The 24,964-nt window shown below is 61.4% G+C and carries 16 protein-coding genes; 13 read left to right on the forward strand and 3 right to left on the reverse strand.

Annotated features, from left to right (window positions below; translation table 11 throughout):
• Positions 1 to 2 precede the first annotated feature (2 nt).
• The 7 genes from CHC01_RS24285 (at position 3) to cnbZ (ending at position 9,872) form a co-directional block, all read left to right on the forward strand.
• On the forward strand, positions 3 to 1,154 hold the full coding sequence (locus CHC01_RS24285) for a Gfo/Idh/MocA family protein (RefSeq protein WP_089266960.1): 1,152 nt from the start codon (positions 3 to 5) through the stop codon (positions 1,152 to 1,154).
• An 8-nt stretch (positions 1,155 to 1,162) separates the two neighbouring features.
• The gene (locus CHC01_RS24290) at positions 1,163 to 2,362 is read left to right on the forward strand and encodes a dihydrodipicolinate synthase family protein (protein ID WP_089266961.1); all 1,200 of its coding nucleotides are present in this window, start codon (positions 1,163 to 1,165) and stop codon (positions 2,360 to 2,362) included.
• A 1-nt stretch (position 2,363) separates the two neighbouring features.
• Positions 2,364 to 3,227, forward strand: a complete 864-nt coding sequence (locus CHC01_RS24295) for a sugar phosphate isomerase/epimerase family protein (protein ID WP_089266962.1) — start codon at positions 2,364 to 2,366, stop codon at positions 3,225 to 3,227.
• Between the two features lie 662 nt (positions 3,228 to 3,889).
• Positions 3,890 to 4,597 (forward strand): TetR/AcrR family transcriptional regulator, encoded by a 708-nt coding sequence (locus CHC01_RS24300; protein WP_089266963.1) that lies wholly within the window; start codon positions 3,890 to 3,892, stop codon positions 4,595 to 4,597.
• A gap of 1 nt (position 4,598) precedes the next feature.
• Positions 4,599 to 5,795, forward strand: coding sequence for an efflux RND transporter periplasmic adaptor subunit (locus CHC01_RS24305; RefSeq protein ID WP_089266964.1), 1,197 nt, complete (start codon positions 4,599 to 4,601; stop codon positions 5,793 to 5,795).
• Positions 5,796 to 5,911: 116 nt separating this feature from the next.
• Entirely contained in the window at positions 5,912 to 9,001 is a 3,090-nt protein-coding gene (locus tag CHC01_RS24310) for a MexW/MexI family multidrug efflux RND transporter permease subunit (RefSeq protein ID WP_089266965.1), read from the forward strand.
• Between the two features lie 127 nt (positions 9,002 to 9,128).
• Positions 9,129 to 9,872, forward strand: a complete 744-nt coding sequence (gene cnbZ / locus CHC01_RS24315; protein WP_089266966.1) for a 2-amino-5-chloromuconate deaminase CnbZ — start codon at positions 9,129 to 9,131, stop codon at positions 9,870 to 9,872.
• A 3-nt stretch (positions 9,873 to 9,875) separates the two neighbouring features.
• On the opposite strand, the gene CHC01_RS24320 is transcribed toward cnbZ, so the two are convergent.
• Together CHC01_RS24320 and CHC01_RS24325 are read right to left on the reverse strand one after the other, a co-directional pair.
• Entirely contained in the window at positions 9,876 to 11,339 is a 1,464-nt protein-coding gene (locus CHC01_RS24320) for a UdgX family uracil-DNA binding protein (protein ID WP_089266967.1), read from the reverse strand.
• Between the two features lie 21 nt (positions 11,340 to 11,360).
• Complete coding sequence (locus tag CHC01_RS24325; protein ID WP_089266968.1) at positions 11,361 to 12,602, reverse strand: putative DNA modification/repair radical SAM protein; 1,242 nt, start codon at positions 12,600 to 12,602, stop codon at positions 11,361 to 11,363.
• A gap of 162 nt (positions 12,603 to 12,764) precedes the next feature.
• On the opposite strand from CHC01_RS24325, the gene CHC01_RS24330 reads away from it, so the two are divergent.
• The 3 genes from CHC01_RS24330 to CHC01_RS24340 are packed head-to-tail and all read left to right on the forward strand — an operon-like array spanning position 12,765 to position 18,386.
• Entirely contained in the window at positions 12,765 to 13,556 is a 792-nt protein-coding gene (locus CHC01_RS24330; RefSeq protein ID WP_089266969.1) for an ImuA family protein, read from the forward strand.
• Entirely contained in the window at positions 13,450 to 15,036 is a 1,587-nt protein-coding gene (locus CHC01_RS24335) for a Y-family DNA polymerase (RefSeq protein WP_089266970.1), read from the forward strand. The genes CHC01_RS24330 and CHC01_RS24335 overlap by 107 nt, the downstream gene beginning before the upstream one ends.
• Positions 15,033 to 18,386, forward strand: coding sequence for an error-prone DNA polymerase (locus CHC01_RS24340; RefSeq protein ID WP_244558504.1), 3,354 nt, complete (start codon positions 15,033 to 15,035; stop codon positions 18,384 to 18,386). The genes CHC01_RS24335 and CHC01_RS24340 overlap by 4 nt, the downstream gene beginning before the upstream one ends.
• Positions 18,387 to 18,418: 32 nt before the next feature.
• Here the strand turns inward: CHC01_RS24340 and CHC01_RS24345 are convergent, their stop codons facing one another.
• Positions 18,419 to 18,706: a hypothetical protein gene (locus CHC01_RS24345; RefSeq protein ID WP_089266972.1), complete on the reverse strand. Its 288-nt coding sequence runs from the start codon at positions 18,704 to 18,706 to the stop codon at positions 18,419 to 18,421.
• A 98-nt stretch (positions 18,707 to 18,804) separates the two neighbouring features.
• Here CHC01_RS24345 and CHC01_RS24350 point away from each other — a divergent pair, with 98 nt between their 5' ends.
• From CHC01_RS24350 to CHC01_RS24360, 3 genes are all read left to right on the forward strand, one after another.
• Positions 18,805 to 20,202 (forward strand): CoA transferase, encoded by a 1,398-nt coding sequence (locus tag CHC01_RS24350; protein WP_089266973.1) that lies wholly within the window; start codon positions 18,805 to 18,807, stop codon positions 20,200 to 20,202.
• A gap of 220 nt (positions 20,203 to 20,422) precedes the next feature.
• Positions 20,423 to 21,592 carry an efflux RND transporter periplasmic adaptor subunit gene (locus CHC01_RS24355; protein WP_089266974.1) on the forward strand — a complete coding sequence of 390 codons (1,170 nt, stop codon included), beginning with the start codon at positions 20,423 to 20,425 and terminating at the stop codon, positions 21,590 to 21,592.
• 36 nt (positions 21,593 to 21,628) lie between these two features.
• Positions 21,629 to 24,751, forward strand: coding sequence for an efflux RND transporter permease subunit (locus CHC01_RS24360; RefSeq protein ID WP_089266975.1), 3,123 nt, complete (start codon positions 21,629 to 21,631; stop codon positions 24,749 to 24,751).
• Positions 24,752 to 24,964 lie beyond the last annotated feature (213 nt).

Here is a 24,964-nt window from a genome sequence, read left to right on the forward strand (position 1 = left end):
CTATGGCTGTCCACCGCCTCGGCATCATCATGAACGGCATCACCGGCCGTATGGGTCTCAACCAGCATCTTGTGCGCTCCATCGTCGCGATCCGTGCGCAGGGCGGCGTGACCCTGAAGAACGGCGACCGCATGATGCCGGATCCGATCCTGGTCGGCCGCAATGCCGAGAAGATTGAAGGCCTCGCCAAGAAGTATGGCATCGAGCGCTGGACCACCGATCTCGACAAGGCTTTCGCCGACAAGAACGACAGCATCTTCTTCGATGCGGCGACCACGCAGGCACGCCCGGGTCTGCTCAACCGCGCCATCGAGGCCGGCAAGCACATCTATTGCGAGAAGCCGATCGCGACCAATCTCGAAGCCGCGCTCGACGTCATCAAGAAGGCCAACGCAAAGGGTCTCAAGCACGGCACCGTGCAGGACAAGCTGTTCCTGCCCGGTCTGAAGAAGCTTGCGATGCTCCGTGACTCTGGCTTCTTCGGCAAGATGCTCTCGGTACGCGGCGAGTTCGGCTACTGGGTGTTCGAAGGCGATTGGCAAGAAGCCCAGCGCCCGTCGTGGAACTACCGCGCTGAAGACGGCGGCGGCATGATCCTCGATATGGTCTGCCATTGGCGTTACGTGCTCGACAACCTGTTCGGCGAAGTCGAGAGCCTCACTTGCCTCGGCACCACTGACATCCCGGCGCGCTGGGACGAGCAGGGCAAGAAGTACACGGCCACTGCCGACGACTCGGCCTATGCGACCTTCAAGTTGAAGGGCGGCGTCATCGCCCATATGAACATGTCCTGGGCCACGCGCGTCTATCGCGATGATCTCGTGACATTCCAGGTCGACGGCACCCACGGTTCGGCCGTGGCCGGTCTCACCGAGTGCATGATCCAGGCCCGTCAGGCGACGCCGCGCCCGATCTGGAATCCCGACGAGAAACGCACCCACGATTTCTATGCCGACTGGCAGAAGGTTCCGGACAATGCCGTCTACGACAACGGCTTCAAGGAACAGTGGGAAATGTTCATCCGTCACGTCTGCGAGGATGCGCCCTACAAGTACACGCTGCTCGAAGGCGCCAAGGGCGTGCAGCTCGTCGAATGCGCGCTGGAAAGCTGGAAGGAGCGTCGCTGGATCGACGTTCCCACGCTCAAGGTCTGAGGTTCGTCATGAACAAGCCAGTCATGCCCACGTCCACGGGCTCAACGCTGTCGCTGAAGCTGCCCAAGGCCGATCGCTCGATCGAGATCTATCGTCTCGCGGCATCGCGCACGTTTCCGGCCAAGCTGGAAGGCACGCTGAATCGCATCGCCTTCTCGGCGGCGCATATCGTCGCCGACCCGCTGGCCGAATGCGATCCGTGGCTCAATCAGACCATCGATTGGGACCGCACCATCGCATTTCGTGAGCATGTCTGGGACCTCGGTCTCGGCGTCGCAGAAGCGATGGACACCGCTCAGCGCGGCATGGGCATGGACTGGCCGACCTCGCTCGAACTCGTCACGCGCTCCGTCGCGGCGGCCAAGCCGCGCGGCGCGCTTGTGTTCTCCGGCGCCGGCACCGATCACCTCGCGGTGGAAGATGCCAAGTCGATCGACGACGTGATCAAGGCCTATGAACAGCAGTTCGAAGCGATCGAGAAGGTCGGGGGCCGCATCATCCTGATGGCGTCGCGTGCGCTGGCCAAGCTCGGCAAGAGCGCCGAGAATTACGGCCGCGTCTATGACCGCATCCTGTCGCAGTCGGCGCAGCCGGTGATCATCCACTGGCTCGGCGACATGTTCGATCCGGCGCTGGCGAATTACTGGGGCACGCCGAGCCTCGACACCGCCATGGACATTGCGGTCGATGTCATCAACCGTAACGCCGCCAAGGTCGACGGCGTCAAGGTCTCGCTGCTCGATGCACAGCGTGAGATCGACATGCGCCGCCGCCTTGATCCCAAGGTCAAGATGTATACCGGCGACGACTTCAACTATGCCGAACTGATCGCCGGCGACGACAAAGGCTTCTCCCATGCGCTGCTCGGCATCTTCGACGCCATCGCGCCGGCGGCGTCCTATGCGCTGTCGCGTCTCGCGGCCGGTGACGAGGCCGGCTTCCACGACGTGCTCGGCCCCACCGTGCCGCTGTCGCGTCACATCTTCAAGGCGCCGACGCGGTTCTACAAGACGGGCATCGTGTTCATGGCCTATCTCAACGGCCATCAGGATCACTTCACCATGATCGGCGGGCAGGAGAGCACGCGCTCGACGCAGCATCTCGCCGAACTGTTCCGTCTCGCCGACAAGGCTGGTCTCCTCGCCAATCCCGAACTGGCGACGCAGCGCATGAAGGCGATCATGGCCACCCGTGGGATCGAAGCCTGAGATGCGTGACTTTTCCAACGACCATCGCTGGCTGTCGCTGAACACGGCGACGGTCCGCAAGCAGGGTGACTTTGTCGCCATCGCAGAAGCCTGTGCCCGCCACAAGGTCCGCGGCGTCTCGCCGTGGCGCGATCAGGTGGCCACCGTCGGTCTGGACAAGGCCGTGAAGGCGGTGCGGGATCACGACCTCGAACTGTCCGGCTATTGCCGCGGCGGCATGTTCGTCTCGGACGAAGCCCATCGCCAGCAGCAGCGCGACGACAACAAGCGCTGCGTCGACGAAGCGGTGGCATTGGGCTCACCGTGCATCGTGCTGGTGGTCGGCGGCCTGCCGCAATATTCGCGGCCGGGCTCTGCGCCCTCGAAGAACATCATCAATGCGCGCGCGCAGGTCGATGATGGCATCGCCGAGATGATGGAATATGCCCGGCAGGCGAAGATGCCGCTGGCCATCGAGCCGCTGCATCCGGCTTACGCCGCCGATCGCGCCTGCGTGAACACTACCGAACAGGCGCTCGACATCTGCGACCGGCTCGATCCCAACCGCACTGGCATGCTCGGCGTCGCCCTCGACGTCTATCACATCTGGTGGGACCCGGAGCTGCATGCGCAGATCGCGCGGGCAGGACAGGATCGTCTGCTCGCATTTCACGTCTGTGACTGGCTGGTCCCGACCAAGGACATCCTCAACGACCGCGGCATGATGGGCGACGGCGTCATCGATATCAAATCCGCCCGCGCGGCTGTCGAGGCGCAGGGCTTCGCCGGTTACTCCGAGATCGAGATCTTCTCGGAGAACTGGTGGAGCAAGTCGATGGACGAGGTGCTGAAGACCTGTATCGAGCGGCATAAGACGGTGGTGTAAAGCACGGTGTAGTGCCGAAACGCACGACCCTCTCAATTGTCATTCCCGGGGCGCGCTCTTGCGCGAGCCCGGAATGACAATTGAGAGGGTAGAGCTTAAACATTTTTCCCATATATCTTGACAATATACCTAGAAGGATTGTCCTCCGCTCATCCAGTTCGCGAGGGCGCTTCTAGAGGCGTCTTGAGGTGCAGCTGGGATTGCGGCGCCTGCGGGCACATGAGGGAGACGTTCCCTCGCGCACTCGGGAGGCCCTGGGTAGCCGTCCGGGCCCACTACGAGGCTCTGCCGGAAACGGCTGGACTGGGACAGGCAAAAGCGGGGAAACCTGCCGGCGCCGCGTCCCAGGAAGCACTGCCCCGGGGACAGAAATCGCCCCTAGCAGTCGCAGACTGCGTAAACTTGTCTGCGGTGTGGTGCGCCGTGAGGCGTTGCGCGGTTGCAGCTTACCGGCGTTCCGGTGGAGCGGATCGCGATAAAAACCACCCTTTGCGTCTCACGGCGCACTGCCACCCCTCACCTTGAGGGAACCGCATAGCTCGGGCGCATTGGCGTCGCGAGAATGCAACACTGTGGCGGGCCGATACCACCTGCAGTCATTCTCCTGACGCGGCGCACCATTTTGTTGACAGAAACCTGGGTGAGTGCTTACTCACGACGCTATGAGCACACTTCGAATGACCCATGACCTCAGGCGCGAGCTGATCCTCAGCGCGGCGAAGCGATGCTTTGCGCGCAATGGATTTGCCGGCACCACGACCAAGAGCGTGGCGGCTGCGGCGTCAATTTCGGAAGGCTTGCTGTTCAAGCACTTCCCGACCAAGTCTGCGCTCTATGCCGAGATCCTGGCGGAGGAATGCGAAGCCGACCCCGGACTTAACAAGCTTCTCGGTCTGCCGCCGTCGACCGAGACGCTGGTGATTCTGATTCGCGGCATGGTCGGGCACTTCCTCGACATTCCGCGCGATCCCGATCCCGATCATGAAGAGGCGCAGCGCCTGCGGCTAATGGTCATCAGCCAGTTGCAGGACGGCGAATTCGCCCGGCTGCTGTTTGACAAGATCGGCGAACTGATTGGCCCGACCTTTACAGCGTCACTTGAACACGCTGTCCGGACAAACGACGCGGTTCGGATCGGAAAAGAGCCGATGGGGCTTTTCTGGTTTGCGCACAACACCGCGATGATGGCGGCATTATCGCGCCTTCCCTCGGTTCCCTGTTTGCCTTATGCCAGCACCGCCGACAACGAGCGGCAACTTTGTGAGTTTATTCTCCGCGGTATCGGACTGAAAGACACGGCGATCGCGACGTATATCGATCGCGAGCTTCCGGCGTACCTGATGCCAGCGACTACGACAGAAAGCGCATGACATGACACTCACGACCGAACCCAACAGCACTACGGCGCCGCGTGCGACTGTCGAGAAGCCCCGTCCGCGTCCGCGGATGGTGCGTTGGTTCATCATCGTCGGCATCCTGCTGGCGATCCTGGTGGGCGGCCTGGTGGGCTTCAACGCGTTCCGTGCCCACATGATCAAGCAGTTCTTCGCCACCATGAAGCCGCCGCCGACTGTGGTGAGTGTTGCGGATGCCAAGTCCGAAGTGGTGCCCAACCTGATCAGCGCCGTCGGCGATCTCGCCGCTGTGCATCAGGTCAACGTCACCTCCGACGTCAACGGCCGCATTACCGACATCCAGTTCACCGCGGGCGCAACCGTCAAGGCCGGCCAGCCGCTGGTGCAACTGTTCGACGGACCGGACCAGGGCGACCTCGCCAACTTCAAGGCGGCTGCCACTGTTGCGCGCATCAATCTCGACCGCGCCAAACAGCTCGCCGAGCGTCAGGTTGGTCCGCAGGCCACCGTCGACACCACGCAGGCGGCGTATGATCAGGCGCAGGCCAATATCGCCAAGACCGAAGCGGTGATTTCGCAGAAGCAGGTGCGCGCGCCGTTCGACGGCGTGCTCGGCACGCGTCGGGTCGAAGTCGGCCAGTACCTGACGGCCGGCACGCAGATCGTGTCGCTCACCGATCTGTCCGCCGTCTACAACAACTTCACGGTCACGGAAAAAGACTCCGGCAAGCTGCAGGTCGGTCAGGCTGTGCGCATTTCGGTGGACGCTTATCCGGGCCGCAAGTTCGAGGGCAAGATCACCACGATCGAGCCGCAGATCAGCGCGGATACGCGCAACATTCGTGTTCAGGCGACGCTGCAGAATCCGGAAGGCATCCTGAAGCCAGGCATGTTCGCGACCACGACCGTCGTGCTGCCGGACAAACCGGCTGTGATCACCGTGCCGGAAACCGCAGTCGACTACACGCTTTATGGTGACTCGGTTTACCTGATCACCGAGAAGAAGACCGACGATGGCAAGACCGAGCTCTCGGCGGTGCGCACCTTCGTGCGTACTGGCGACCGCATCGATGGCCGTGCGGTGATCACGCAAGGCCTGAAAGCCGGTGACCGCGTCGTGGCGGTCGGACAGCTCAAGTTGCAGTCCGGCGCGCTGGTGTCGATCTCGACCGATCCATTACCGCAGATTCCGGCGAAGCCGCCGCTGAACTGAAACCCGATGGACGGGCCGCGACATGCGGTCCGTCCCGGTTCATCTGAATGAATTTTCTCGCATCGTCGCGCGGCCTGTGATGGCCGGCAGACGGTGCCGATGACGGAGCGACCGCAATGGTCTTCACGGATATCTTCATCAAGCGCCCGGTGCTGGCGCTGGTCGTCAGCCTGCTGATCCTGCTGATCGGTTTCAAGGCTGCAACCAGCCTGCCGATCCGTCAGTATCCGAAACTGTCGAATACCGTGATCACCGTCACCACGGTATATCCCGGCGCGTCGCCGGACCTGATGCAGGGCTTTATCACCACGCCGATCGAGCAGGCCGTCGCGGCTGCTGAAGGCATCGACTACATGACGTCGGCATCGACGCAGGGCCAGAGCCTGATCTCGGTCTATATCAAGCTCAACGTCGATCCCAATGCCGCGCTCACCGAAGTGCTGTCGAAGGTCAATTCGGTCAAATATCTGATCCCGCGCGAAGCGAATGACCCCGTCATTCTGAAGTCCACGGGGTCGACGACGGCGGTGATGTATCTCGGCTTCTCCAGTGAGGAACTGTCCGGCTCGGCGATCTCCGACTACCTGACGCGCGCGGTGCAGCCGATCCTGTCGACGGTGGACGGCGTGGCGTCGGCCGAAATCCTCGGCGGTCAGACCTTCGCCATGCGCCTGTGGCTCGATCCGCTGCGCATGCAGGGCCGCGGTGTATCTCCGGACGATGTCGCTGCGGCGATCCGCGCCAACAACTTCCAGGCGGCAGCGGGTCAGACCAAGGGCTATTACATCGTCTCCAACGTGACGGCGAATACCGACCTGCAGAACGTCGAGCAATTCAAGCGCATGACGGTGAAAGCCAAGGACGGTGGCTTTGTTCGTATGGAGGATATCGCCACCATCGAGCTTGCCGCGCAGAGTACGGACGCGAGCGTGGCGTTTAGTGGCGAGCGCGCGATCTTTATCGGCGTGCAGGCGACACCGCTCGGCAATCCGCTCAACATCGTCAAGGGCGTGCGCGCGCTGTTCCCCGAACTCGAGCGTAACCTGCCGCCATCGCTGAAGATGAAGGTAGCCTACGACTCCACCAAGTTCATCACGTCGTCGATCGAGGAAGTTCAGAACACGCTGATCGAAGCCGTCGGCATCGTGATCGTGGTGATCTTCCTGTTCCTGGCTTCGTTCCGCTCGGTCATCATTCCGGTGGTGACGATTCCGCTGTCGCTGGTCGGCGTCTGCAGCCTCATGCTCGTCATGGGCTTCAGCATCAATCTGCTGACCCTGCTGGCGATGGTGCTCGCCATCGGCCTCGTGGTCGACGACGCCATCGTGGTGGTGGAGAACATCCACCGCCATCTGGAGGAGGGCAAATCGCCGGTGCAGGCGTCGCTCGAAGGCGCGCGCGAGATCGTTGGTCCGGTCATCTCCATGACCATCACGCTGGCGGCGGTGTATGCGCCGATCGGCTTCATCGGCGGTTTGACCGGTGCGCTGTTCCGCGAATTCGCCTTCACCCTGGCGGGCTCGGTGATCGTATCCGGCGTTATCGCGCTGACGCTGTCACCGATGATGTGCTCGGTGCTGTTGAAGCAGGAAGAGCCGGGCTGGTTCGCCAAGAAGGTGGACAAGGTGTTCGGCGCCACCACGCGCTGGTATGGGCGGCAGCTCGATCGCTCGCTGGACTATCGCCCCATCACGGCCATGTTCGCCGTTGTGATCCTCGGTCTCGTCGGCTTCATGTACATGAACACATCGAAAGAGCTGGCGCCCGAGGAAGATCAGGGCATTCTGTTTGCGGTGACCAAGGCACCGAAATACGCCAATATCGACTATGCGGATTTCTACGGTGATCGCATGGACGAGGCGTTCAAGAAGTTCCCGGAAACCGATCTGCGCTTCATCATCAACGGCACCAACGGTCCGAGCAACGGTATCGCCGGCATGCTGCTGAAGCCGTGGGACGAGCGCAAGCGTTCGTCCACGCAGCTGAAGCCGCTGGTGCAGGCCGAACTCAGCAAGATCGAGGGTGTCAACGCCTTCGCATTCAACCTTCCGGCGCTGCCGGGCGGGCCCGGCGGTCTGCCGATCCAGATGGTAATCAGCTCGACCAACGGCTTCCAGTCGGTCTACGAGGAGATGGTCAAGTTGAAGGACACCGCGCGCAAGAGCGGCCTGTTCATCGTCAGCGACAGCGATCTCGATTTCAATCAGCCGGTGGTGCGCGTCTCCATCGATCGCTCCAAGGCCAACGACCTCGGCATTACGATGTCGAGCATCGGCAATACGCTGGCGACGCTGCTTGGCGGCAACTACACCAACCGCTTCAACCTCGAGGGGCGCTCCTATCAGGTGATCCCGCAGGTGCCGCGCGGCATGCGGCTCTCGCAGGATTCGTTGGCGAACTACTATGTGCCGACGATCACGGGTCAGCAGGTGCCGTTATCGACGCTGGTAAAGGTCGAAACGGGCACCAACCCGAACGCACTGTCGCACTACAACCAGCTGAATTCGGCGACCTTCCAGGCGGTGCCGATGCCCGGCGTGACAGTGGGGCAGGCGGTCGACTTCCTTGAGGGCGCCGCCAAGCAACTGCCGTCGGGTTTCAACCACGATTATCTCGCGGATTCCCGGCAATATGTGCAGGAGGGCAATCAGCTGGCAGTGGCGTTCGGCTTCGCGCTGATCATCATCTTCCTGGTGCTGGCAGCGCAGTTCGAAAGTCTGCGCGATCCGCTCGTGATCATGATTACGGTGCCGATGGCGATCCTGGGCGCGTTGATCCCGCTGTTCTTCGGCATGGCGACGATCAACATCTACACCCAGGTTGGCTTGCTGACGCTGGTCGGTCTGATCTCGAAGCACGGCATCCTGATGGTGGAGTTCGCCAACGAACTGCAGCTCAAGGAAGGTCTCGATCGTCGTTCGGCCATCGAGATGGCTGCCCGCGTGCGTCTGCGTCCGATCCTGATGACCACGGCCGCGATGGTCACCGGCCTGTTGCCGTTGCTCACCGCGGCGGGTGCTGGTGCAGCGAGCCGCTTCTCGATCGGCCTCGTGGTCGTCTCCGGCATGATGATCGGCACGCTGTTCACGTTGTTCGTGCTGCCCGCGGTTTACGTGGCCATCGCCACCGATCACCGCGCCGGCAAAGAGACGGAGCGCGCCAAGCAGATCGAGGAATTCGATCTGGAGCATACGCGGACGGCCTGATCGCACGGGCGCGGCCTTGCGAAGCTGAGCTTGCGGGGACACATGGTTTGAGGTTGGATGGCGGATCGCTTCATGCGATCCGCCATTATCTTTTGGCGGCCCGCATGGCCTCCACAGGACCCATCCCATGACGCGCGATTTTCCGGCCGGCAATTATCGCTATCTTCCCGCGGTTTTTCAGTATTCCAGCGGCGTTGCCGCCAATGCGGATTTCGAGATCGAGCGCGTTCGTTTCGACACGTGGCTGCCATTGGCCGATGGGTTTGCGCGTATTGCCGATTACATTCTCGCGGCGGATCGCCCGCTGACATCGTTCTGCGCCTGCGAGTTGCGCTCGCCTGCAGTGGTGGACGAAGCTGGCTTCCGGAAGTTCAACGAGCACTATGTCAAGACGCTTGCTGAATGGGGCATCTTCGACGGCACGAATAATCCCGTCGCGCGCAGCAATGTGTGCCTCGAGATCGATCCGCCGAGTGAACCGTCGTTTTACGCGTTCTCGTTCACGCGGCCGTCGTTCGGTGCCAAGCCGACTTTCGTGATTGCGGGTGGTGCTGAAGCGCGCGGCGGTCCTGGAACATATCCCGAGCGCATCACGCGCTATCGCGAGACCTCGCCGGACGCATTCCGGGAGAAAACGCGGATGACCATGAGTAATATGGAAGAACGTCTTGGCGCCTTCGGCTTCTCGTGGCAGGACACCACCGCGACGCAGATCTACACGGTACAGGATTTCCATCCCGTGGTGGCCGATGAACTGGTCAAGCGCGGAGCGTCGCGGCAGGGCATGACCTGGCATTTTGCGCGGCCGCCGGTGGTCGATCTCGAATTCGAGATGGATACGCGGCGTGTAATGCGTGAATTTGTGATTTGACCGTCAGGCTGCGTGCGCTGACGCGCTCAGATGCTTGGCGACGATGCGCAGGTCATCGACGAAATGCGCATACTCACGCGCCTTGGCATCCTCGTCGGGCAATCGTAGCAGATAGGATGGATGCACGGTCACGAGAACCTGTGTGCCGTCGTCAGCCTCGATAATACGGCCACGAGTCTTGCCGATCGGCGTGATCTTGCCGAGCACGCTTTGCGCGGCTGTCGCGCCCATCGCGACGACGAGCTCGGGTTTCACGGAGGCTTTTTCGCGCTCATACCAGGGACGGCATGCCTTGATTTCCGGCGTCGCCGGTTTCTGGTGCAGACGGAATTTTCCGCGCGGCACGAATTTGAAATGCTTTACGGCATTGGTGACATAAACCTTGTCCCTGACAATGCCGGCTTCCTTCAGCGCCTTGTCGAGCATCTGTCCGGCCGGTCCGACGAACGGCTTGCCGGCGAGATCTTCCTTGTCGCCGGGCTGTTCGCCAACCATCATCACAGAAGCATGCTGCGGGCCTTCGCCGAACACGGTTTGCGTCGCATCTTTCCACAAATGGCAGGCACGGCAATCGGCGGCTTCGTCGCGCAATGCGGCAAGACTTTCCTTCCCGCTATGTTCGGCCGTTTTGGTCGTATGCGACTTGACCATCGTCTCCTCCCGACGTTGCGGTTTCTTGGGCGCGCTGGCTTCTGCCGCGATCATGTCACCTGTGATGCGTTCAGCTTCCGCGATCAGCGGTTTGATCAGCGCGGCTTCGGGCAGGTTGCGCCAGTATTTCTTCGGCATCTCGTTCTGCATCGCCTTGGTCTTCAACCGCGCCGGGTTGAAGATGTTGGCGTAATAGGTCAGCCATACCTCTTCGAGCCGATCCTTGGTCGGCGCATCGGCTTTGCTGACGCCGGGCGTGATGGAAATCGCGTGGCCGTCCCAATGCGCGCAGAGATCCGGCGTCAGGATCGACCACGCCATGTCGGCGAAGCGCCGCGCGAAGAACGGCGCGGCGAGTTCGACGATGTGATGTTCGGGCTCGAACCAGGCGACGAAATGCGACTTCGGCTCGCGGCCGATTTCGCGAAACCGCACGAAAGCATGCATCTTGTGTTCGTCGCGCCGGACAGCCTTGGCCATCGCCTGCAATTTAGCGATGTCGGAATCGATCGCGACGTGGATCAGATCGGGATTGTCGCGCAGCCGCCACAGGAGGCGATAGAGCAGGGCGAAGCGTTCGGGATCGCGATGCAGGATCGCAGTTTCGGCGAGTTCGACGAATTTGGCCGGAACGTTGAACGTGCCTTTTGCAGCGTCGGATAGCGACGTTGCCGGCGAGGCGGAGAACAATTCAGGCTCGGCGCCTGCAACCGTCCATGTCACGTCAGTGGGAGCAATGTCGTTGATCGCCAGTTTGCGTGCCGCCTTGCGCCAGCCTTCGAAATCGGTGTCGCTGTCCAGCACGATACTGTGCATCAGGTCTCCTGAAATGAAAGTCTAAAACCCAAATCCCAATTGCGTCGCCTTCGGCTTGAAGCGCTCCGCCAGCCTCGCGCCGTCCAGCAAATTAACGGCCGGGCGATGATCCGGAAGAACGATGAAAGGCAGTGCCTTGTTCCGCGGGATATGCAGCCGGGCGAGATCGCCAACGCGGATCGACGAGATGCGGCGCGTTTCGATGATCCGCTGCACGGCCTTGGCTCCAAAGCCGGGCACGCGCAAAAGGTCTTCGCGGCTGGCGCGGTTGACGTCGAGCGGGAAGCGCTCGCGGTGTCGCAGCGCCCAGGCGAGCTTCGGATCCATCTCCAGCGACAGCATGCCGTCATTGTCATCAACGATCTCGTCGGCCTCGAAGCCATAGAAGCGCATCAGCCAGTCGGCCTGATACAGCCGATGCTCGCGGATCAGCGGCGGCGCGCGCAGCGGCAGCGAACGGCTTGCATCGGGGATCGGGCTGAAGGCGGAGTAATAGACGCGCTTCAGATTGTAGGACCCGTACAGATTGGCCGAGGTCCGGATAATGGTTGAATCATTGGCGTTGTCGGCGCCGACGATCATCTGCGTGCTCTGGCCGGCCGGCGCAAAACGCGGCCCGACTTTGCCGCGCGGCGTCGGCTTGCGTCCCTCGCGGGCTTCATCGAGCTTCAACCGCAATCGACCCATGGTGCGACGAATGGCGCGGACGTCTTTCTCCGGCGCCAGCTTGGCCAGGCTGTCTTCCTCGGGCACCTCGATATTGATCGAGAGCCGGTCGGCATATTTTCCGGCCTCGGTGATCAGCGCGTCGTCGGCTTCCGGAATGGTCTTGAGATGGATATAGCCGCGGAAATGATGCTCCTCGCGCAGTTTCCGCGCGACGGCGACAACCTGTTCCATCGTGTAATCGGCGCTGCGGATGATGCCCGAGGAAAGAAACAGTCCCTCGATGTAATTGCGCCGGTAGAAATCCAGCGTCAGTTGCACCACTTCGTCGACGGTGAAGCGGGCGCGCGTCACGTTGCTGGAGGCCCGGTTGACGCAATAAAGGCAATCGTAATTGCAGGCATTGGTGAGCAGGATCTTCAGCAGCGAGATGCAGCGGCCGTCCGGCGCATAGGAATGACAGATCCCCATGCCTGCATCGGTCGAGCCGATGCCTTTGCCGTCGCGGGAGTCCCGTTTCTCGGTACCGCTGGACGCACAGGACGCGTCGTATTTCGCGGCATCCGCCAGGATCTCCAGCTTGCGCTTCACGTCCATGTTCAAAAATCCCTTTGATTTCAAATGCTAAAAAAGTGGCTGATGATCCCGATTGACTCGGCTTGCCATCTTAGCTTTATATTAGAACATATCGTGAACAAATGGGCCGGCAATGGGTTCACTAAAAACCCGTGATGGCAAAACAATTTCGAGGAGCGGCGCATGACCGGCGCACGCATGACCACGCTCGCGCAATTGCGCGGCAGCATCGAACGCATCGAGACCCACAGCGATACCTATGCGCCGGATCGCGTGTCGCTCGGTCATGCCGAGGCGGACGCGGCACTGCAAGGCGGCCTCACGCGTGGCACCATGCATGAGGTGTTCGCCGAAGGCCGGCACAGCGCGGCGGCCACGGGCTTTGTCGCCGGCCTCGCGCATCGTGTCTCGGCAAAGCGGCCGCTGCTGTGGATCCGGCAGGATTTCTCCGAACGCGAATGCGGCGCGCTGGCCATGAGCGGCTGGCGCGAACTCGGTCTCGATCCGCGCCTGCTGGTCACCGTGCGCGCGCCCGATGTCGAGACGGCATTGCGGACCACGGCTGATGCGCTGGCCTGCGACGTGCTGGGCAGCGTCGTGCTGGAAACCTGGGGCGACAGCAAGCAGTTCGACCTCGTCGCCAGCCGCAAGCTCACGCTGGCGGCGCGCGGCTCGGGCGTCACGTGCCTGTTGCTGCGGACTGCAGGCGTTCCGGCCTCGAGTACGGCGGAAACTCGCTGGATCATCCGCTCCGCGCATTCGCCGCCATTCAAGACCTGGCAATCATGGGGCGCGCCCATGCTCGATGTGCAACTGGTTCGAAATCGTCACGGCCCGAACGGGCAATGGATCATGGAATGGAAGTGTGATGAGTGCGTTTTCCGTGACACATCGGCGCATCCTCAGCCTGTGGCTGCCGCGCCTGCCAACCGACCGCATCAAACGTCAGCTCGCGCGCAACGGCGTGCCAGCTAATCTGCAAGCAAGTATCGTCGTCGCCAAGCAAAGCAATGCGCTGCAGATTTCCGCGCTGGACGATGCCGCGGCGAAGCTCGGCCTTGAACCAGGTCTGCCGCTCGCCAATGCCCGTGCGGTCTGTCCGGACATTCAGGTGTTCGATGCTGATCCTGTCGCCGATACGCAGGTACTGACCGACATCGCCGATTGGTGCGACCGCTTCACGCCACTGGTGGCGCTGGATCTGCCGCATAGCCTGTTTCTCGACATCACCGGCTGTGCCCATCTGTTCGGTGGCGAGGCCGCACTGATGGAGCAGCTCTGCGCGGCGCTGTCGCGGCAGGGTTTTATTGTCAGTGCAGCGATTGCGGGGACATCGACATGCGCGCGCACGCTCAGTCGATATGCACATGGCCGGATCATCGCCGCGGGCGAGGAGGCCAAGGCAGTGACGCCGCTACCGCTGTTCACGCTCGGCGCCGATGAGGCGATCATCCGTGGATTGCGCCGCGCCGGCTTGAAGACCATCGGCGATGTCGCCTCGCGCTCGCGCCCCGAAATCACCGCACGTTTCGGCGCGGAATTCACGACGCTGCTGGAACAGGTGCTGGGGCACAGCGATGCGCCGATCTCGCCGCGCAAGCCGCTGCCGGATTATATCGTCGAGCAACGTTTCGCCGAACCGATTGCCACCGATGGCGTGATTACGCTGACACTGGCCAAGCTGGCACGCACGCTGATCGATGCGATGGACAGGCAGGGCAAGGGCGCGCGGCGGCTGGAAGCGGCGTTCTTTCGCACCGACGGCGCGGTGCGGGTGATCACCGCGGAAACCGGCCTGCCGGTGACCAAGGGCGAGGTGATCGACCGGTTGTTTCGCGAGCGACTGGACGCGATTGCAGATCCACTCGATCCCGGCTTCGGTTTCGATATGATCCGCCTGTCAGCCAGCCGCACCGAGATTGTCGTGCAGCAGCAGCGCGACCTCGATGCCAATGTTCACGCCAATGACGAACTGGCCGACCTGATCGACCGTATTGCTGCGCGGATCGGGTCGCGGCGTGTGCTGGTTTATCTGCCCGTCGAGAGCCACATTCCCGAACGCGCGATGCTGGGGGTGCCGGCACAGCATCATCTGGCTGCCGCCATGCAGGCAGCATGGCCGCCGCGTGAAGACGAACCGCCTTTGCGGCCGTTACGGTTGTTCGAGCAGCCTGAGGTGATCGACGTCCCGCTTGCGGAGTTTCCAGACAAGCCGCCTAAGAAATTCACCTGGCGACGCGTCTCTCACAACGTCGTTCATGTGGAAGGTCCGGAGCGTGTGTCGATGGAGTGGTGGCGTTCGCAGGAGGCGAAGCCGACGCGCGATTACTTTCGTGTCGAGGATGAGGCAGGTCAACGCTTCTGGCTCTTCCGCGACGGGCTGTATGGCGAGATCAGGGATGCGGACAATCAAGTCGTTTCGCCGCAATGGTTCGTGCATGGGCTGTTCGCATGAGCACGGGCGGCGCCGGCGCGCCTGATTATGCCGAGATTGGCGTCACCAGCAATTTCTCGTTCCTGCGCGGTGCGTCGCATCCGCAGAACTATGTGCATCAGGCCAGTATCGAGCGGCTTTATGCCATCGGCATTGCCGATCACAACACCATGGCCGGTGTGGTGCGTGCCTTTGCCGAGCTGGACCACAAGGATCTTGTCTACAAACCGAAGCTTCTGATCGGCACACGGCTGGTCTTCAATGACGGCACGCCTGACATCCTTGCCTATCCGTGCGACCGCGCTGCCTATGGCCGACTGTGCCGGTTGCTCAGCATGGGCAAGTTGCGCGGCAACAAGGGTGAATGCCTGCTGCAGCTCGGCGATCTCGCGGAGTTTAGCGAAGGGGTGTTGCTTGTTCTAATGCCAGCCTATCGGATCGACAGTGATCTTGTCCTGCGCACGCTCGATGCACTATCGGGCCTGCCGGCGGAAGGCATCTGGCTTGGCGCCAGTCCGTTTCATCGCGGGGATGACAGGCGTCGTTTGGCGAAGCTGCAGCGCATCGCATCCACCGCGCGCGTGCCTCTGATCGCCACCAATGACGTGCTCTATCACACGCCAAATCGCCGCATACTGCAGGACGTGGTCAGTTGTATTCGCGAGAAGACCACTATCGAGCAGGCCGGCCGCGTGCTGGAAATGAATGCCGAGCGGCATCTCAAGCCAGCGGCCGAGATGGTCAGATTGTTTCGCGATTATCCCGATGCGATCTGTGAAACCATCCGTTTTGCCGATCGCATCACGTTTTCATTGAACCAACTCCAATACCAATATCCCGACGAACCGGTGCCGCCGGGAAAGACCGCGCAGCAGCATCTTGAAGATCTGACCTGGGAAGGAATGAAACGGCATTTTCCTAAGACAGAAGATCCGAAGCTTGTTGCCACCTTGGAAAAGGAACTCGCGCTCATTAAGGAGCTCGGCTATGCGCATTATTTTCTGACTGTCCACGATATCGTCCGCTATGCGCGCAGCCAGAATATCCTGTGTCAGGGGCGGGGATCGGCGGCAAACTCAGCGGTTTGCTATATGCTCGACATCACCTCGGTGAATCCTGCCGAGGTCGATCTCCTGTTCGAGCGCTTCATCTCCAAGGAACGTCTGGAGCCTCCGGATATCGACGTCGATTTCGAACACGTCCGGCGCGAGGAGGTGATGCAGTATGTCTACAAAAGATACGGACGTCATCGCGCGGCGATCATCGCCACCGTTATTCATTACCGCCCGCGCTCGGCGATCCGCGATGTCGGCAAGGCGCTGGGACTGACCGAAGACGTCACCTCGGCGCTGGCCGATACTGTCTGGGGCAGTTGGGGCAAAGGCCTCAACGAGATGCAGGTCAAGCAGGCGGGGCTTGATCCGTCCAATCCGATGATCGTGCGGGCCGTCGAACTTGCCACCGAGCTGATCGAGTTCCCGCGCCATCTGTCGCAGCATGTCGGTGGCTATGTGCTGACGCAGGACCGGCTCGACACCTATGTGCCGATCGGCAATGCGGCAATGGATGATCGTACCTTCATCGAATGGGACAAGGACGACGTCGACACCATGAAGATGATGAAGGTGGATGTGCTGGCGTTAGGCATGCTGACCTGCATCCGCAAATGTTTTGATCTGATCTTTCGTCACAAGGAGAGGCGCTACGAACTCAAGGACATCAAAGCGGAGGCCAAGGATGCCCCACCGGTTTTCGCGATGCTCCAACGCGGTGAATCTCTGGGCGTGTTCCAGGTCGAAAGCCGCGCGCAGATGAATATGCTGCCGCGGCTGAAGCCGAAGACATTCTACGACCTTGTCATCGAGGTGGCGATCGTTCGTCCGGGGCCGATCCAGGGAAACATGGTGCATCCCTATCTAAAACGACGGGCGATGAAGCCGGAAGATATCGAATATCCACACCCCAAAGGGGGGGATGAAAATGAGTTGCGCAAGGTTCTGCACAAAACCCTCGGCGTGCCGTTGTTCCAGGAACAAGCCATGCGCATCGCGATTGAAGCGGCGCATTTCACTCCGGAGGAGGCTAACGGTCTGCGCCGCGCCATGGCGACGTTTCGCAATGTCGGCACCATGCATACGTTCGAGGAGAAGATGGTCGGCAAGATGATCGACCGTGGTTACGACAAGGCTTTCGCCACCAGTTGCTTCGATCAGATCAAGGGCTTTGGCAGCTACGGTTTTCCCGAGAGCCATGCGGCGAGTTTTGCGCAATTGGTCTATGTCTCGTCATGGCTGAAACATTATCATCCGGATGCATTCTGCTGCGGGCTGTTGAACTCACAGCCGATGGGGTTTTATGCGCCGTCGCAGATCGTGCGCGATGCGCGCGACAACGGCGTCGATGTGCGGGAGATCGATGTGTCCTTCAGTCATTCGCAGAATACGCTAGAAGAACCAAGCGGAGACTATTGCGCCGTTCGCCTCGGCTTTCGCCAGATCGATGGATTCAAATGGGCGGATCCGGATGAGAAGCGCGAACGTGAAAAAGCTGGCAAGCCGCCGGAAGAAGATTGGGGCAAGCGCATCGTTGCCGCGCGAGAGCTACAGCCTTTCACCTCGCTGGAAGATTTCGCCCGCGATACCGCTTTGCCAAAACGCGCGCTGATCATGCTCGCCGATGCCGATGCATTTCGCTCGATCGGGCTCGATCGCCGTGCCGCACTATGGGCGGTAAGGCGACTGCCCGATGATGTGCCGTTGCCGTTGTTCGAAGTTGCGACCGCACGCGAGCAGCCGGACGAGAATGCGAAGCCTCTGCCTGAGATGCCTTTGCCCGAACAGGTGGTCGCCGATTATCAGACTATCCGGCTGTCACTGAAGGGACATCCGATGGAGTTCTTGCGCGCGAATTTCACGCGGGAAAAAGTGGTGACCTGCGCGAGCATTGTGGATGCCAATGACAGACGGCGCGTGCGTTGTGCCGGCGTCGTGCTGGTGCGGCAGCGGCCGGGTAGTGCCAATGGCGTGGTCTTCATGACGCTGGAGGACGAAACCGGTATCGCCAATATCGTGGTCTGGCCGAAGGTGATGGAGCAGTTTCGCAGGGAAGTCATGGGTTCCAGGCTGATCCTGGTCGAGGGGCGCATCCAGAGCAGCCCGGACAAGGTCGTCCATCTGGTTGCCGAACGGTTGATCGATCGCTCGGACGATCTGAAGTATCTTGGCAACGATGCGCTCGGGCCGTCCCGACAAATGCTGTCAGGCCCCGAACCGATCGATGATGATCGCCGCGAGCATCCCGACAATCCCGCACAACGCATTCGCCATCCGCGCAATGTCCGAATCCTGCCGCGCTCGCGGGATTTCCATTAAGCGCCGTTCAGAAACCATTCAGCCGTTCTTACCTATTCAGGTGATGCACCGACTGGCGGTCCGCCGGGCGGCCGGTGCAGGAAAGTAATAGTGGCATAGGCGCCGATCCATGAACCGACGGCGGCGAAACCCACATACATCCAGTTTTCGGTATAGCTGATGACGGCATAGGACGAGAGTACATACCAAACGCTGCTCCAGGTGGCCGCAGGGATGCGCCGACGGGCCACCACCGCAGAGGTGAACATCACATAGACCGCGTCGGTGGCAGCCGTGGCCAGCACCACGGCGCCGGCTGTCAATGGATCGATGGTGGCCATGCTCTCTCCTCCATGCTTGTACAAGATGATGCGATGACGGATGTGGTCACTTGGAAGCGTGAGCTGAATCGGTGGCGTGGGAAAGGGGGAGGACGTTGATGTACGGCATTCGTGAACTGCTCGGCGACCTCTGGAGGCAGGCTGGCGGTGATATTGCGGCGCTCCAGCGTGTCGCGCTGACCGGCAATGAGCCGCAATTGCCGTCGTCATTCCATGTCGGTGCAGCCGCCCAGGTCAGCATCGCTGCGGCCGGAATGGCGGCTGCCGAGATCTGGCGGCTACGCAGCGGACAGACGCAGGCCGTCTCTGTCGACATGCGCCACGCCATCGTCGAATGCCGCAGCGAGCGCTATCTGCGCTGCGACGGTAATCCGCCGCCGCCCGCCTGGGATGCGATCGCCGGTGTCTACAAGACCGGTGACGGCAAATTCGTGCGGCTGCATACCAATTTTCCGCATCATCGCGACGCTGTCTGCCAGGTGCTGTCATGCACGCCGACGCGTGAGGCGGTGCAGGCGGCTTTGATGCACTGGAACGGCGAAGCCTTCGAGACTGCGGCCTATGCAGCCGGCGGTGTCGTGGCGCTGATGCGCTCCCATGACGAATGGATGGGGTTGCCGCAGGCAAAAGCCGTTGCTGAACTGCCGCTCGTCGAGATCACCCGGATTGGTGACGCCGAACCGAAGCTGTGGCCGATCGGCGCCCGGCCGCTTGCCGGTCTGCGCGTACTCGATCTCTCACGCGTCATCGCCGGTCCCGTCGCAGGTCGCACGCTTGCGGCCCATGGCGCGGATGTGATGCTGGTCTCCAGCCCCGATCTGCCGGCGATCCCGTGGCTCACCATCGATACCGGCCGCGGCAAGCTCTCGAGCTTCGTGGATCTCCAGAGTGGGCAGGGGCGCGACACCTTGCGAGGATTGCTCGCGCAGGCGGATATCTTCTCGCAGGGCTACCGCCCGCAATCGCTCGCGGCGCTCGGCTTCTCGCCGGAGGAGGCGGCCCGTGTCTGTCCCGGTATCGTCTATGTCTCGCTCTCCGCCTATGGCCGTTCCGGGCCGTGGGCCGGGCGCCGCGGCTTCGACTCCCTCGTGCAATGCGCGACCGGCTTCAACCATGCCGAAGGGCAGGCGGCGGGCGTCGATGGGCCGAAGGAATTGCCGGCCCAGATGCTGGATCACGCCACAGGCTACTTAATGGCGTTCGGCGCCATGATCGCCCGTGCACGTCAGGCGCGCGAAGGCGGTAGCTGGCACGTGCAGGTCTCTCTTGCCCGCACCGGTCAATGGCTGTGGGATATGGGAAGGATCGCGGATGGTCTCGCGGTCGAAGACTTGAAGGGAGAGATGGTCAAAGCCTTTACTGAGGATATGCCGTCCGGATTTGGCCAGTTGTCGGCGGTCCGTCATGCAGCCGTGTTATCGCGAACCCCGGCATCGTGGGTGCGTCCAGCCATGCCCCTCGGCAGCCATCCGGCGGTATGGCCGTCCGGCAATTGAAACCCATTTGCAGGATTTCAAAATTTTAACGAAGATTCGTAAGTGCACACGCGTTTTTAGATTGTCTGAACGCCCAGATGCGCACTATTAGCGCGTGAATGGGACAAATCGCCGCGGAATAAGTGCGTTTCCTACCAAGGACTGGACAGTGACGAATTTAGATCAACGATCTCAGCTGTTTAGCGGAAAACGCCTGATCGCGGGCGGTTGCATTGCTGCCATGCTGGTCGCCGCAGGCATCGGCTACGTGCGGCTGTCCACCCCGTCGAAGGGGCATTCCGACGTTTCGAGCCAGTCGCGGAAGAATCCGCAGCGCTACACGACCTCCCCATCGGAATGGGCCAGTCTGACCATCGAGCCGGTCACCGTGCGTGCCTTCCGCGCCGAACACGTCACCGAGGGCAAGATTGCCGTCGATGAGGACCGCTCGACCCCGATCTTCTCACCCTATGCCGGCCGCGTCACCAAGCTGCTCGCCAAGCCAGGCGACCACGTCGAAAAGGGCCAGCCGCTCTTTGTGATCGAAGCGGCCGACACTGTCGGTGCGCAGAATGATTTCGTTGCCGCGACCACGGCTCTCAACAAGGCGAAGTCGCAAGTCGACCTCGCACAGATCCAGGACAAGCGTGCCCGCGACCTGTTCGAAGGCAAGGCTGTGCCGCTGAAAGACTATCAGCAGAGCCAGGCCACGCTGCTGCAAGCACAGAACGATCTGCGCACCGCCGACACGGCACTCGAAGCCGCACGCAATCGCCTGCGTATTCTTGGCCTCTCGGAAGACGCCATTACGGCGTTTCAGGAGAAGGGCCGTATCAATCCGGAAACGACGATCTACGCGCCGCTTGCAGGCACGGTGGTTCAGCGCAAGATCGGCCCCGGCCAGTACATCAGTGCCGGCGCTGCCGACCCGGTCTTCGTGATCGGCGATCTCTCATCGGTGTGGCTCACGGCCTTCGTGCGCGAGACCGAAGCTGCTGCCGTGCAGATCGGTCAGGAAATGAGCTTCACCGCGCTCGCGCTGCCGGGCCGCGTGCTCACTGGCCGCATCAGCTATGTCGCGACTGCGCTCGATCCCGCAACGCGCCGTCTCTTGGTTCGCGCCACGCTGGACAACAGCAACGGTCTGCTGAAGCCCGAAATGTTCACCACCGTGACGATCTACGCGCCTGGCGACCAGCCGACGATCGGTGTGCCGAAAACGGCGCTGATCTATGAAGGCGATCAGGTCCGCGTCTGGGTCGCGCATGACGACAAGACCATCGAGCTGCGCACGATCAAGACCGGTATGACCAATGGCAATCTCGTCGAGGTCCATGGCAACCTGAAAGCCGGTGAACGCATCGTCACCAAAGGCAGCCTGTTTATCGATCGCGCGGCCTCCGCCAGCTAACCCCCAGCTTCGGCTTTTCTGAAAGGTCCGATCTGGATGGATCGTCTTGTTGCTCTGGCCGTCGACCGTCGCTTCCTGATGGTGGCGATGTTCGCCGTCGTTTTCATCGGCGGCCTGTTTGCTTTCAATCAGCTAAATATCGAGGCCTATCCCGATCCGACCCCGCCGATGGTCGATATTGTGACCCAGAGCAACGGTCTCTCTGCCGAGGAAATCGAACGCTACATCACGATTCCGATCGAAGCGCAGGTCGCGGGCATCAAGAACCTCAAAACGATCCGCACCATCTCGCTCTACGGCCTCTCGGACGTCAAACTGCAGTTTTCGTTCGACTATACCTATGACGAAGCATTGCAGCAGGTGCTGAACCGGCTATCGCAACTTGGGACTTTGCCGGGCAATGCGCAGCCGACGATCTCGCCGATCTCTGCGGTAGGGGAAATCTTCCGTTACCGTCTGGTGGGACCGCCGAACTACAGCGTACTCGATCTCAAGACCCTGCAAGATTGGATCATGCAGCGCCGCTTCCGTGCGGTACCAGGGGTCATCGACGTCATTGGTTGGGGTGGCAAGACCAAAACCTATGAGATCCAGGTCGATTTCAGCAAGCTCGTTGCCTATGGCTTGACGCTGCCGCAACTGCTGACCGCCGTCGGCAACGCCAATATCAATGTCGGCGGCAACACTGTGAATATCGGCGCGCAATCGGCCGTGGTGCGCGGCGTCGGCCTCATTCGCTCGATCGACGACCTTTCCAATACGATGATCTCCCAGACCAACGGCAATCCGGTTCTGGTCAAGGACGTCGCTACGGTGTCGGTCGGCGAGAAGCCGCGCCTCGGCATTGCCGGTCTCAATCAGGAGGACGATATCGTCCAGGGCATCGTGCTGATGCGCCGCGGCGAGAAGAGTTCGCCGACCATCGCGCGTGTCGAACAGCTGGTGCAGCAGATCAATCGCGGAGGCATCTTGCCGCCCGGCGTGCGGATCGAACGCATCTATGACCGCAAGGACCTGATCGATACCACCACGCATACGGTGCTGCACAACATGGTCGTCGGCATCCTGCTGATCGTGCTGCTGCAGTGGATGTTCCTCGGCAACCTGCGTAGCGCGTTGATCGTCGGCGCCACTATTCCATTCGCCTTGTTTTTCGCTGTCATCATTCTGGTGCTGCGCGGTGAATCCGCCAACCTGCTATCGGTGGGCGCCATCGATTTCGGCCTGATCGTCGATGGTACGGTCATCATGGTAGAGGCCATCTTCAGACGGCTGACCCAGACCACAGAGCTTTCCGAAGCGGAGCGCAGCCACATCTCGCCCGAGACCATCATGGGCATGAAGAAGCATGGCATCCTCAGCGCATCCGCTGACGTGTCGCGCTCGATCTTCTTTGCCGCCGCTATCATCATCGCCGCGTTCCTGCCGCTGTTCACGCTGTCCGGTGTTGAAGGCAATATCTTTGGGCCGATGGCGCGGACCTATGCTTACGCGCTGGCCGGTGGCCTGATCGCGACATTCACCGTCACGCCTGCGCTGAGCGCGATCATTCTGCCGGCGCATGTCCAGGAGACCGAAACTTGGATCATGCGCCAGCTACATCGCCTCTACATGCCGGTGCTGCACTGGGCGGTCGCCAGCCGAAAGATCGTACTGGGCATTGCGATCGGTCTCGTCGTGGTGACTTTCTTCATGGCGCGTTTCCTCGGCCTGGAATTTCTGCCGAAGCTGGAAGAGGGCAATCTCTGGATCCGCGCCACGCTGCCGCCGACGATCTCGCTGCAGGAAGGCAACACTTACGTCAACGAGATGCGCAGGCTGATCCGCCAGCAGCCCGAAGTGGAATCCGTCGTCTCGCAGCACGGCCGTCCCGATGACGGCACCGACGCGGCTGGCTTGTTCAACGCGGAATTCTTCGCCCCGCTGAAGCCTGCCTCCGAATGGCCGGCGCCGCAGGACAAGGATGCGCTGACGGCGCGCCTGCTCAAGGAACTGCAGACGAAATTTCCCGGCGTCGAGTTCAACTTCTCGCAATATCTGCAGGACAACGTCTCTGAAGCCGTCTCTGGCGTGAAGGGCGAGAACTCGATCAAGCTCTACGGCAACGATCTGGATGCACTCACCAAGACCGCTAACGAGATCAAGGCCGTACTGTCGACGGTGCAGGGCGTGACGGATCTCGCCGTGTTCACATCGCTGGGGCAGCCAACCATCCAGATCGACGTCGACCGCGCCAAGGCTGCGCGCTACGGATTGTCGCCCGGCGATATCAACGCCACGATCAAGGTCGCGATCGGCGGCGACTCCGCGGGCGATCTCTATGAGCCCGGCAGCGATCGGCATTTCCCGATCATGGTGCGGTTAGCGCCGGAATATCGCCGTAGCGCTGAGGCGATCCAGAATTTGCGCATCGGCGCACCCGGTCCGAACGGCACGATCGCGCAGATCCCGCTAAGTGAAGTGGCATCGATCAATCTCGTCTCGGGTGCAGCCTATATCTATCGCGAGAACCAGGAGCGCTATTTGCCGATCAAGTTCTCGGTACGCGAACGCGATCTCGGCAGCGCCATTCAGGAAGCGCAGGACAAGGTCGCCGCGCTCGTTCAGCTGCCGCCGGGCTCGCGGACCGAATGGGTCGGCGAGTTCGGCAATCTTCAGGACGCTATCGCACGGCTTTCCATCGTGGTGCCGATCAGCCTCGCTCTGATCGGCGTGCTGCTCTGGTTCAACTTTGGCTCGATGGCCGACACACTGCTGGCCATGAGTGTGATCCCGATGGCGATCTTTGGCGGCGTGCTCGGTCTACTGATCACGGGTATTCCGTTCAGCGTATCGGCGGCGATCGGCTTCATCGCGCTGTTCGGCATTGCTGTCATGGACGGCATCCTGATCCTGTCACAATACAATCAGCTGATCGACGAGGGCTATGAACGCATCAAGGCTGTGATCCGGACCGGCGAGTTGCAACTGCGGCCGGTGCTCATGACCTGCATCGTTGCGGGCGTCGGCCTGCTGCCGGCGGCGCTGTCGGAGGGAATCGGGTCTCAGGTCCAGAAGCCGCTCGCGGTTGTCGTCGTCACTGGCATGATGCTGGCGCCGCTGGTGATCCTGATCACCCTGCCGGTGCTGATCTCGTTCTTCTCAAGCCGGGCGCGTTAAACCAGCTTGCGACGGGAGCGGCTCGGGCTGTCCCTGAGGCAGCCCAATCGCGCATACCTAAAAAACCGGCCGCGAAATGGATCGAAACCGGCGCTTGCCCGTTGACCGGTTCCCCACCGGGCTATTCCGCCCGTGCGCGTTGCGGTTGGTGCTCTTGAACGCTGTATTTGCTGATCTTTTTCAAAACATGCAGCCGTGCCATGCTGGTGGCCG

This window comes from Tardiphaga sp. OK246 (genome assembly GCF_900188215.1).
Taxonomy (GTDB): domain Bacteria; phylum Pseudomonadota; class Alphaproteobacteria; order Rhizobiales; family Xanthobacteraceae; genus Tardiphaga; species Tardiphaga robiniae.